Source organism: Gaetbulibacter sp. M235 (assembly GCF_043876835.1).
Lineage (GTDB): Bacteria > Bacteroidota > Bacteroidia > Flavobacteriales > Flavobacteriaceae > Yeosuana.
Window position 1 is genome coordinate 516,083 of sequence record NZ_JBAWJZ010000002.1, and the last position, 12,451, is coordinate 528,533.

Annotated in this window: 7 protein-coding genes; 5 read left to right on the top strand and 2 right to left on the bottom strand. The window is 30.9% G+C overall.

Annotated features, from left to right (window positions below; all coding sequences use genetic code 11):
* Positions 1-548: 548 nt before the first annotated feature.
* The 5 genes from V8G69_RS05115 (at position 549) to V8G69_RS05135 (ending at position 9,444) form a co-directional block, all read left to right on the top strand.
* Positions 549-2,819, top strand: coding sequence for an aconitate hydratase (locus tag V8G69_RS05115; RefSeq protein ID WP_394880736.1), 2,271 nt, complete (start codon positions 549-551; stop codon positions 2,817-2,819).
* A 108-nt stretch (positions 2,820-2,927) separates the two neighbouring features.
* Complete coding sequence (gene mazG, locus V8G69_RS05120) at positions 2,928-3,713, top strand: nucleoside triphosphate pyrophosphohydrolase (RefSeq protein ID WP_394880737.1); 786 nt, start codon at positions 2,928-2,930, stop codon at positions 3,711-3,713.
* 36 nt (positions 3,714-3,749) lie between these two features.
* On the top strand, positions 3,750-5,318 hold the full coding sequence (locus tag V8G69_RS05125) for an NAD(P)/FAD-dependent oxidoreductase (RefSeq protein WP_394880738.1): 1,569 nt from the start codon (positions 3,750-3,752) through the stop codon (positions 5,316-5,318).
* Entirely contained in the window at positions 5,305-6,783 is a 1,479-nt protein-coding gene (locus V8G69_RS05130; protein WP_394880739.1) for an ArnT family glycosyltransferase, read from the top strand. Before V8G69_RS05125 ends, V8G69_RS05130 begins: the two co-directional genes overlap by 14 nt.
* A gap of 150 nt (positions 6,784-6,933) precedes the next feature.
* Positions 6,934-9,444, top strand: a complete 2,511-nt coding sequence (locus tag V8G69_RS05135; protein ID WP_394880740.1) for a T9SS type B sorting domain-containing protein — start codon at positions 6,934-6,936, stop codon at positions 9,442-9,444.
* 1 nt (position 9,445) lies between these two features.
* Here the strand turns inward: V8G69_RS05135 and V8G69_RS05140 are convergent, their stop codons facing one another.
* Together V8G69_RS05140 and V8G69_RS05145 are read right to left on the bottom strand one after the other, a co-directional pair.
* Positions 9,446-10,246, bottom strand: a complete 801-nt coding sequence (locus tag V8G69_RS05140; protein WP_394880741.1) for a Cof-type HAD-IIB family hydrolase — start codon at positions 10,244-10,246, stop codon at positions 9,446-9,448.
* An 85-nt stretch (positions 10,247-10,331) separates the two neighbouring features.
* Complete coding sequence (locus V8G69_RS05145; protein WP_394880742.1) at positions 10,332-12,368, bottom strand: DUF349 domain-containing protein; 2,037 nt, start codon at positions 12,366-12,368, stop codon at positions 10,332-10,334.
* Positions 12,369-12,451 lie beyond the last annotated feature (83 nt).

The window sequence follows — 12,451 nt, forward strand, 5'->3', positions numbered from 1 at the left end:
TTTTGGGTTAGTTTTCTACCTGTAATTCCATGTAATTTTACAATGTGTTTTATTTTTTGCTTAAATCAATACGTTAGATTTTTCCTATTTGTTCTGCGTGGTTAAAGGGAAATTTTTTTAAAAAGCAAATCACTTTTATAAGTATAATATCCTATGCAATCTATCTAATTAATTACTCTATAGTTTTATTGACAATTCAATATTTTATTGATTTAAACCTAGCATCAATTCTTATCAAGTTCTCTGTTTTGATTTTATTTTGGATTTTGACCTTTAGTTTATCTTACATTTTATATAAGTTTTTTGAAAAACCAATAACAGATATCAGAGATTTACAAATTATTAAGCAAAAATTTGACGATTAAATTATTAATTACTCAATTTTTTATATCAATAATTATTAAAAACCCAATGATATAATTATTTTATATAACTATAATAAATTAGCATAATTCATGGCTGTAATACTGGGTTTATTTTTAAAACTTTGTATTAATTTCGTAATTTGCAGTACTTTTTATAAACAAAATTAAAATAAAACAAAACTCATGGCATTTGACATCGATATGATTAAGGGTGTTTACACCAAAATGGCTGAACGCGTTGATAAAGCACGTAATATTGTAGGTAGACCATTAACACTTTCTGAAAAGATTTTATATTCTCATCTTTGGGATGGTAATCCTGCTAAAGCATTTGAAAGAGGTAAAGATTATGTAGATTTTGCTCCAGACCGTATAGCTTGCCAAGATGCAACAGCTCAAATGGCTTTATTGCAATTTATGCAAGCTGGAAAGTCTAAAGTTGCAGTACCAACAACAGTACATTGTGATCACTTAATACAAGCTAAAGAAGGAGCAACTATCGATTTGAAACATGCCAATTCAGTAAGTAGTGAAGTATTTAATTTTTTAGAATCGGTTTCAAATAAATATGGTATTGGTTTCTGGAAACCAGGAGCTGGGATTATTCATCAGGTTGTTTTAGAAAACTATGCTTTCCCAGGAGGTATGATGATTGGTACAGATTCTCATACTGTAAATGCTGGAGGTTTAGGGATGATTGCCATCGGAGTAGGTGGAGCAGATGCCGTAGATGTTATGGCTGGTATGGCTTGGGAATTGAAATTCCCTAAATTGATAGGTGTAAAATTAACGGGAAAATTATCTGGATGGACTGCACCAAAAGATGTTATTTTAAAAGTAGCCGAAATTTTAACCGTAAAAGGAGGAACAGGAGCAGTTGTTGAGTATTTTGGACCTGGTGCTATAGCTATGTCGTGTACAGGGAAAGGAACTATTTGTAATATGGGTGCAGAAATAGGTGCAACGACATCTACATTTGGTTATGATGAATCTATGGAACGTTATTTACGTTCTACAGATAGAGCAGATGTTGCTGATGCAGCAAATGCTATAAAAGGGTATCTAACTGCTGATGCTGAAGTTTACGCAAGTCCAGAAAAATATTTTGATCAAGTTATAGAAATCAACTTATCAGAATTAGGGCCATTATTAAACGGTCCTTTCACTCCAGATTTATCAACAACTGTTGGTAAAGCTATGAGTGAAAAAGCAAAAACTAACGATTGGCCTATTGCTGTCGAATGGGGACTAATTGGATCTTGTACAAACTCATCATATGAAGATTTATCTCGTGCTTCTTCAATAGCTCAACAAGCGTTAGATAAAGGTGTAAAAATGAAGGCAGAATTAGGAATCAATCCAGGCTCTGAACAAGTTCGTTATACCGCAGAACGTGATGGCATTCTTCAGGTTTTTGAAAAATTAGACGCAAAAATATTTACAAATGCATGTGGACCATGTATTGGACAATGGGCACGTTATAGTGATCCTAAAAATGCTCCAAAAAACAGCATCGTACATTCTTTCAATAGAAACTTTGCTAAGCGTGCTGATGGTAATCCAAACACACATGCTTTTGTCGCTTCACCAGAAATCACTGCTGCAATTGCCATTGCAGGGCGATTAGACTTTAACCCTATGACTGATAAGTTAATCAATGAAAATGGAGAAGAAGTTATGTTTGAAGAGCCAACAGGATGGGAATTACCACCAAAAGGTTTTGCTGTAGATGATAATGGTTATTTAGCACCAGAAGCAGATGGAAGCCATGTGCAAGTAAATGTTTCTCCAACTTCTGAAAGATTACAATTATTAGAACCTTTTGAACCTATTGGGAATACTATCAATGGTGCCAAATTATTAATCAAAGCTTTTGGAAAATGTACTACAGACCATATTAGTATGGCCGGACCTTGGTTACGTTTCCGTGGCCATCTAGACAATATTTCTAATAACTGTTTAATTGGTGCCGTAAACGCGTTTAACCAACAAACAAACTTTGTGAAAAATCAATTAACGGGTGAGTATGGTGGTGTGCCAGATGTGCAACGTCAATATAAAGCAAAGGGAATTAAAACGATCGTTGTTGGTGATCATAACTATGGAGAAGGTTCTTCAAGAGAACATGCTGCCATGGAACCTAGATTTTTGGGTGTAGCGGCAGTAATTGTAAAATCATTTGCTCGTATTCATGAAACTAACCTTAAAAAACAAGGTATGTTAGGATTGACTTTTGCAAATGAATCTGATTATGATTTAATTCAAGAAGATGATACATTCAACTTTATTGATTTAAATGAATTTGCTCCAGGTAAACAATTGACACTTGAAGCTGTTCATGCAGACGGAAGCAAAAATCTTATCAAATTAAATCACACATATAATCAATCTCAGATTGATTGGTATAATGCAGGTTCTGCTTTGAATTTAATTAAAAGACAAAACGCATCTTAATTTAAGATGGGAATTATAGTGAAAAATCCAGCTAAAAAGCTGGATTTTTTGTTTTGTAAACACAAATATAAGTGTATATAATTGTACTTTTACAAAAACACTTTTTGAATGAATACTCGAGAAAACCAACTGAAAGCTTTTGATAGATTATTAACTATCATGGATGAACTACGTGAAGGTTGTCCATGGGATAAAAAACAAACTATGGAAAGTTTACGTCATTTAACCATTGAAGAAACCTATGAGTTGGGTGATGCAATTTTAGATAATGATTTAGAAGAAGTTAAAAAAGAATTGGGTGATGTGTTGCTGCATATCGTGTTTTATTCAAGAATAGGAAGTGAAACCAATGATTTTGATATAGCCGATGTTTGTAACGAAATTTGTGAAAAACTAATTAATAGGCATCCACATATTTATGGAGACGTAAAAGTTAACAATGAAGAAGATGTTAAACGAAATTGGGAGAACTTGAAGCTAAAAGAAGGAAAAAAGAGTGTTTTAGAAGGTGTACCTAATAGTCTTCCGGCTTTGGTTAAAGCTAACAGGCTTCAAGAGAAAGTTGCAGGAGTTGGTTTTGATTGGGAAGAACCCAATCAGGTTTGGGAAAAAGTAGAAGAGGAACTTCAGGAGTTTAAGGTTGAAGTAGATAAAGGCAATCAAAATGCTATGGAGAGTGAATTTGGTGATGTACTTTTCTCAATGGTAAATTATGCCAGATTCTTAAAAATCAATCCTGAAAATGCTTTAGAGCGTACCAATAAAAAATTCTCAAAACGTTTTCAATATCTTGAAGAAAAAGCAAAATCTATAAACAAATCGTTGAAGGATATGACACTTTCTGAAATGGACGTATTTTGGGAGGAAGCTAAATTATTAAAAATAGATAACTAAATATGCCTAAAAATAACTTGTCAGAAACTTTTGTTAATGGGTAAATATGCAATAATTATTGGAGCTGGTCCAGCTGGATTAACGGCTGCATATGAACTTTTAAAGAGAACAAATATAAAACCTATTGTTTTAGAAATGTCTGATAAAATAGGAGGTATTTCAAGAACTGAAGTTTATAAAGGTAATAGAATAGATATTGGAGGACACCGTTTTTTTTCAAAATCTGATGTAGTAATGAAATGGTGGCAAAATATATTACCAATTCAAGGATCGCCAGCTAGTGACGAGTTAAATATAAAGGACGGAATTCTTAAAATGAGTATAACAAAAAAGTTATCATTTGGGGGTCCAAACCCTGAAATAACTGACGAAGTTATGCTAATTCGTAACAGAGTTTCACGGATTTTCTTTTTAAGAAAGTTTTTTAATTATCCAATATCTATTAATTGGGAAACATTGTCATCATTGGGTTTTTTCAAAGTTTTAAGGATTGGATTTACCTACCTTCAAATTAGACTTTTTCCAATAAAAAAAATAACCACCTTAGAACAGTTTTTTATTTCCAGATTCGGTAAAGAGCTTTATGAAACATTTTTTAAAGATTATACAGAGAAAGTATGGGGAGTACCTTGCTCAAAAATTGATGCTAGTTGGGGAGCACAACGAATAAAAAAACTGTCTATCTCTAGTACAATTCATCATGTTTTAAAATCTATATTTTACAAAAACAAATCAATTGAACAAAAAAATATTGAAACTAGTTTAATTGAACAATTTATGTATCCAAAATTAGGTCCAGGACAAATGTGGGAAACCGTTGCAAGAATTATAGAAGATGGTGATGGTAAAATTATACTAAATGCTGAAGTAATTAATTTAAATATTAAAGATAATAATATTACGGATGTAGTTTATATTGATGGATTAACTAAATCAAATATCATATTAAAAGCAGACTACTTTTTTTCAACTATGCCGGTGAAACATTTAATTAGGAGTTTTGGAAATAATGCTCCAGTTTCTGTTAAAAATGTTAGTGAGGGTTTAAAATATAGAGATTTTATTACTGTTGGATTACTTTTAAACAAATTATTAATAAAAGATAATAATAAAATAGTTTCAGATAATTGGATTTATATTCAAGAAAATGATGTTAAAATTGGTAGAATGCAAATATTTAACAATTGGTCCCCATACTTGGTGTTAGATAAAAATAATGTATGGATAGGTTTGGAATATTTTTGTAATGTAGATGATGAATTATGGATTAAAAAAGATAATGAGTTTATTGATTTTGCAATAGATGAATTGGAATCGTTAAATATAATTGATAAAGCTGATGTTATTGATAGTACAATAATTAAAGTTCCAAAAGCATATCCAGCTTACTTTGGAACCTATTCACAATTTGAAACTATAAGAAAATTTACAGACAAATTCCAAAATTTATTTTTAATAGGCAGGAATGGAATGCACAAATATAATAATCAGGACCATTCTATGTTAACAGCAATAACTGCTGTAGATAATATAATTAATGGAGTTAAAACTAAAGAAAATATTTGGGGAATAAATATAGAAGAGTCTTACCATGAGAAAAAATAATTTTTATACTCTATTAACAAATCCTTTTGTAATTTTAGCTCTCTTATTAGTGCTTTTTGTTTTTAATTCTTTTGATCCATTACCAAACTATGATGAAAACCTTTGGTCTTACATTGGTAGGATATGGAATAGAAAAGGGATTCCCCCATATACAGGAGCAGTAGAGAATAAGACTCCTGGTATATTTTTTCTATATGCTGTTTCTGATTTTTTATTTGAAAGCAATATTCTTTTTATTAGATTAATTGGAGTTATTTCAACTCTAATTTCAACATGGACACTTTATAAAATTTGCGTAAAATTACATACTAAACTGGCGGGAGTTTTTTGTATGTATATTTTTGGGCTTAGCATGAATTGGTATTTGTTTTGTGGTTCCTATTTTGCACATACAGAAGTCTTTATGATTATGTTTTCTATTATAGGATTTTATTTAATTATGAAGTGTAGCGATATTGAGAATATGAAATGGTATTTATTTTTAGGGGGCGTATCTGTTGGCATAGGAATCTCTTTCAAGCAAATTGCAGTAACAACATTTCTGGCACTTATATTCTTCTTCTTAATATATTCAGCTATTGGTTTTTCAATAAAAGAGAAGTTAAAAGGTATTTTTTTCTTGTTTTTAGGATGTTTGACATCCATTTCTTTATCTTATTTCATTCTTTATTTTAATGATGTTTCGTTTTATGATTATTTCGAGGGTGCCTGGTTAATATTGTTGAATTCAGGTTCAAAAGCACCAAATTTTAAAGCATATTTTGATAATTTTTGGAACCACCTTATAGTTACCAAATTCATTATTTTTTACCTTTTTATTGTTTTGTTTTTATTTCAAAAAGAATTACAACAAAAACCTTTTTTTTTGGCAGTCATTTTATGGTTTGCATTAGATTTTGTTGGAGTTATTGCTTCTGGATATTTTTACGGCCATCAAATTAAACAAGTTATACCTTCTTTATCAATTATGGCTGGAATAGTGATGAGCAATTTAACAGTAAATAATTTTTATCTAAAAAGTATTAATCCAAAGTTAATAATATATATAATTGTTATTTTGTTTTTTCCATACATACAAACTTATTTGACCACAAAATTTTTGTTTAAACCTCTAGATTCATCTTCTAAAGATATGGGTGCTTGGATTAGAGATAATACTAATGAAACAGACTTTATTTATATTTTAGGTAGCGATGAAAAACTTGTATCATCATTGTTGGAGTCAGGTAGAGTGTCATCAAGTAAATACTTTAATTCAATTTTCATCACCGAAGAAAAACACAGAGAAATTGTTTATTCCGATTTATTAAGAAAAACACCTGAAATTATTTTAAAACTCAAAAATGATTCCGTCGATGTTGATCAGGTCTATGGAAATCAAATTAAAGAATTTTTAGAAAATGAATATGTCTTTTTTGATAAAATTAGCGACCTTGAAATTTATAAGTTAAATAGAAATCCATAATTTAATTATTAAATACGAAAGATCCGTTAATTGTATTTGATTCTTTCTTTATGATTTCTGCGTTTAGTATCTTTACAAAATATGCAATTTAAAAACATGTAAAAAGAGTATAATAAAATTATTTGAATAAATGATATTTAATATTTTCTAATGGCCAATAAAGCAGACTTAATAGTAGTTCACGTTTTCTTTTTTTTGTTTGCAATGAATTTTTGTTGGTCTCAAAATGGAAATATAGCTCCAACAATTACCGCTACTGGAAACCAAATTTATTGCCCATTATCTGAAATAAATGTTGTTACAGATTTTGATATTGTAGACCCTGATGACACTCAAATAGCAGCAGTTTACATACAAATTTCAACAGGATATCAATTAGGTTTCGATTCTTTAATTTTAAATGGAACACATCCGAATATAGCTACGTCATGGAATGTAACTGAAGGAAAATTAACTTTAAAAGGGAATGGAACACCATTGGCTGCTTATGTTGATTTAATTGCAGCTGTAAAAGATGTTGTTTTTAAAAGTACAAGTACTAATCCAAGCAATAAGTTTTTTTCTTTTACTATAGGTGATGCTAACTATTTACCAAGAACAGGTCATTATTATGAATACGTCTCTGCCCTGGGTATTACATGGACAGCAGCCAAGGCAGCAGCAGAGTTGAGAACATATTATGGTTTACAAGGTTATTTAGCAACAATTCTTTATCCTGAGGAGGCGCAATTAGCTGGTGAACAAGCTGCTGGAGCAGGATGGATTGGTGGTAGTGACGCACAAACTGAAGGCATTTGGAAATGGGTTACTGGACCTGAAGCAGGTACCATTTTTTGGAATGGTGGACCTAATGGTTCTACACCAAATTATGCTAATTGGAATTCAGGTGAACCTAATAATTTGGGTGATGAAGATTATGCTCATGTAACCTATAATGTAGGAATAAAAGGATCTTGGAACGATTTGTCTAATACAGGAGAATCGTCTGGAGACTATCAACCAAAAGGTTATATTGTTGAGTATGGATCTCCAACCGATCCTCCTTTAAATATTTCAGCCAGTACCCATATAAGTGTTGCAAAAATTACCGATACTACCCCAAACTCAAGATGTGGTACAGGTAGCGTGGATTTGGAGGCTCATGCCTCTACACCTACGGCAGAGGTGTTATGGTTTGAAGCATCCACTGGAGGAAGTTCAATATGGAGTGGCAATAGGTTTACGCCGGTGATTAACAGTACAACCACCTATTATGTATTGGCTTCAGTCGGTTGTCAGGAAGGAGAACGAACCCCTGTTGTGGCTACTGTTTATGAGATGCCTGTTATTCAAAAGAATATTGTCTTTAAAAACTGTGATGATGATGGTATGCCAAATGGATTCATCAATTATAATTTGGAAGAAGCTAATGATATCATAACAAATAATAACTCAGAAGGATTGACAATCACATATTATAAAACACAAGCTGAAGCTAATTCAGGAGTTGGTCTAATAAATCCCATTTACAATAATTCAGAAGGAAACATTGTTTTTGCACGTGTTGAGACTGCCGATGGATGTTATGATATATCAACCATAGATTTACAGGTTTCTACAACCTCACTCCCTCAAGGTTATGTTTATAATATGGGTGATTGTGATGACGATGATGTAATTGACGGAAAACGAGTTTTTGATTTGACCCAAGCTTCCGATGCTTTTTTTTCAGATTTCCTTCCTCCTAATCAAAATTTAAGTGTTCATTATTATAGATCGTTTGATGATGCACAGCTAGAGAATAATGAAATTTTAAACCAGACATCTTATATAAATGAATCTGCTTTTTCACAAACGTTATTTGTTAGGGTAGAAAGTGACAATAATGGTGATTGTTATGGTATTGGCCCTCATTTGCAATTAATTGTACATCCCAGACCGCAATTTGAGATTGATCAAACAGAAATATATTGTTTTGACAACAAACCGGTTACATTATTTACGTATAACCCAAATGGTGATTTTTTATATGAATGGAAAGATGAGAGTGGACAGATTGTTGGTAATTCACCTTTTATTACAGTTGTTATAGGCGGTACATATACGGTTATTGCAACCTCAAGTTATGTCTGTGAATCGTTTCCTGTATCCTTTACTGTGGTTCAATCTGCAGTTGCCAATATAAGTTCTGATTATGTTTCTATTGTTGAATTATCAGACAATAACAATATCACCATTAATAATGACAACAATAATCTGGGAATTGGAGATTATGAATTTGCCTTGGACAATATCGACGGTCCCTATCAAGAACAACCCTATTTTGATCATGTTCTAGCCGGCTCTCACATAATTTATGTAAAAGACAAAAACTTATGTGGAATCGCTCAATTAGAGGTTTTTATTCTTGGATTTCCTAAATTTTTCACACCAAATAATGATGGAAATAATGACACTTGGTATGTTAAAGGCTTAGATAATGATTATTCAAACGCTTCCGTAGTTAGTGTATTTGACCGTTATGGAAAGTTGATAAAGCAATTAAATGCAAAAAACGGATATTGGGATGGTACTTTTAATGGTCAACAATTAGCTGATTCAGATTATTGGTTTGTAGCAGAACTCGTTGAAGTTACTGGAAATGTTAGGACATTTCATGGTCATTTCAGCTTGGTTAGATAGGTTATAGTTCTGCTAAAACTTTTGCAACACCGTCATTTTTATTGGTATCGGTTACTTTTTTTGCAATTTTTAAAACTTCTTCAATAGCGTTTTCAACTGCAACACCTAAACCGACAGCTTTCAACATTTCAATATCATTATAATTATCTCCAAATGCTATCACTTCATGCATTTCAATATCTGGATAATTATGATTTATAAGAGTTTCAATAGCTGTCTTTTTAGAAATGGAACGATGTGAAATTTCAATGTAAGTTGATTTAGACCGATATAAAATAATCTCATCATTATGTTCTGCTTCTAAAGTCTTGTATAGAAAATCAATTTCTTGTTCGTCGCCCATACACATAATTTTATGGGCACCTTTGTTTTCTTTTTTCCAGGATTGTAATACATCTAAATTAGATTTAACTTCAGGTAGAACTTTTGTGTTATTAATTTCTCTGTTTGCCCAAAAATCTAATGAAGGCACAAACCATTTATCGGCATGGTATAAGCTTAAATGAATGGAAGTATTTAAGCTTTTGTTTATGATAGATTCAAGAACACCATTGTTGATTTCTGTTGAATGAATAATGCTTTGCTGATTTAAAATTAATCCTCCATTATAGGCAATAATAGGGTTGTTAGTATTCCCTAAAATTTCCTGTAAATGCCTCATTGCTTTTGGCATTCTTGATGAAATTAATATAAATGGAATATGTGATAAACGTTTAATTTCTCTAATCGTAGCAACTGATAATGCTCTGTCTTTATCTAGTAATGTGCCATCAATGTCACTACAAATTAATTTATAGTTCATAAAAATTGAAATACTAAAGTGTTTATGAAATTAAAATCTTGCTTGTATGATTATTTTACAAGCAAGATTTTTATAAAAATATTAATCAGTAAAGTTCTTTTATTTTGCTAAGTTTTGTCTTCCAAAGCTTTAATGATTCTTTATGACTTTTAATGTTATTATGAACCTCTTTAACTAAAGGATTGTCATCATTTACATTTGTAAAAAACTGTAGATTGTTTTCTAATTGATTAATTTGACTTTTAAGTTCATCAATTTTTTTACGGATAAAAGAGCGTTCATTATCAAGGTTTTGATTATCGTCTTCATTGCTTAGAACTTCTAATTTATTTTCAAATTTAATTAGTTCAACATCATTCTTATCCATTTTTAGTTTAGAAAACAATTCATCTAAGGATTTATTGAATTTTCCTTCTATAAATCTTTTATCATTAGGAACACGTCCTAAATTTTTCCATTCCGAAATAAGGTTTTTTATAACAACTAAGTCTTTTTCTTTACCGCCAGATAACTTTAAATTCTTCATGGAATCTAAAAGAGTATTCTTTTGATTATAAGCATCCATTTCAACTTTGTTAGCAGCATTTCTTTCTGTGTGAAGTTTATCGAAAAAGTGGTTACAAGCCGATTTAAATTGTTTCCAGATTTTATCACTATCTTTTCTAGGTACATGCCCAATCTTTTTCCAGTCATTTTGAATTTTCTTCATCAATGCTGTAGTAGTTGCAATGTCTTCATTGTCTTTATTGTCTTCAGCAATTTTGATGAGTTCTAATTTTTTTTGAAGGTTTGTGTATTGCTCTTTTTTTAAACCTTTATAAAATGAATTCTTTTTCTTGTTAAAATTTCTAACGGCATCTTTAAATTTTGCCCAAGTTTCTTCATTGACCTTAGAAGGAACTTTTCCTGCATTAAAAAAGGCATCACGTAGAACCTCTATTTCTTTAATTTTTTTTTGCCAAACGCTGTGAGAACTTACGTTTTCTGCACCTACAGCTTCAATAGAAGTAATTATTTCAAGTTTCTTTTCAAGATTTTTTTCATAGACCTTATCTATCTCTTGATAATACTTTTGGCGTTTATCGTTAATTATTCTGGTTGAATTTTTGAATCGATTCCAAATATCTTCTCTAAATTCTCTATCTACAGGACCAAGTTCTTCTTTCCACATTTTGTGAAGCTCTTGCAATTCTCTAAAGGCATGAAGCACATTATCATCTTTGGCTAGTTCTTCAGCTCTTTCAATGATTTTTAATTTTTTATCTAAATTGTGCTTAAAATCTAAATCCCTTAAATCTCTATTAAGGTGAAGAAAATCGTAAAACATCTCAACATGGTGATGATAACTGTTCCAAGCATTATTGTATTTGTCTCTTGGAATTGGACCTGTATTTCGCCAGCGTTCCTGTAATTCTTTGAAATGCTTGTAGGTAGTGTTTATGTTTTCTTCAACATTTATTAATCCTTTTAATTCTTCAATAATTTCAAGCTTGTCAGCTAAATTTTGCTTTAAATTTTGCTCAAAACTTTTATAGTGTTCATGAAGTTTTGTTTTGTAATCTTTATAGGTTTCTTTAAAACGTTTTTGTACCGGACTTGAATAATAAAAATCAATTTCATTACCTCCATCAGATAAAAATTCTTCTTTTTTCTCGTCAAGTAATGCTTGAAATTTTGTTTTAAATTCTGCGTTTATTTGTTCAACGTGATTTTTTATAGCTTGAATTTTTTCATTTTTTACCAATTTTTCTAATTCTATGGTAAGTGCATCAAGCGACATGCTATCGTAATCTTTTACCTCAATGGTGTGTCTTTCTTTATGGCCATCATCTTCAGCATCTTCAGCATTAGACTCGTCAATCTCATTTAAAACATCATCATTATCTTCTTCATTTATCTCTTTCACTTCTTCTGGCTGAACTTGTATTGTTTCAGTTTCAGACTCTAAGGATTCTTCTTTTATGGAATTCTTATTATTAACTTCTGAAATAGTATTTGAAATATCTAAATCAGAAGTTTCTAATGAAGCATCATCAGAAATTTCCTTTTTAATTTTTTTACTTTTTGAAGTTTTATTTTCTTCTTTTCCTTCTGCATCTTGCAGGTTATCTAGCTCAGACATTTTATAAATGTTTAGGTTCAGTAATTTACTTTATTGCTTAAATATAGTAACAACTAGAGTAATTACAAAAAGGTGAACGGTTT

Bases quoted from the DNA above. Each gene is read 5' to 3' on its own strand.
- V8G69_RS05115 (WP_394880736.1), top strand. From the start codon at position 549: ATGGCATTTGACATCGATATGATTAAGGGTGTTTACACCAAAATGGCT.
- mazG (WP_394880737.1), top strand. From the start codon at position 2,928: ATGAATACTCGAGAAAACCAACTGAAAGCTTTTGATAGATTATTAACT.
- V8G69_RS05125 (WP_394880738.1), top strand. From the start codon at position 3,750: ATGGGTAAATATGCAATAATTATTGGAGCTGGTCCAGCTGGATTAACG.
- V8G69_RS05130 (WP_394880739.1), top strand. From the start codon at position 5,305: ATGAGAAAAAATAATTTTTATACTCTATTAACAAATCCTTTTGTAATT.
- V8G69_RS05135 (WP_394880740.1), top strand. From the start codon at position 6,934: ATGGCCAATAAAGCAGACTTAATAGTAGTTCACGTTTTCTTTTTTTTG.
- V8G69_RS05140 (WP_394880741.1), bottom strand. From the start codon at position 10,246: ATGAACTATAAATTAATTTGTAGTGACATTGATGGCACATTACTAGAT.
- V8G69_RS05145 (WP_394880742.1), bottom strand. From the start codon at position 12,368: ATGTCTGAGCTAGATAACCTGCAAGATGCAGAAGGAAAAGAAGAAAAT.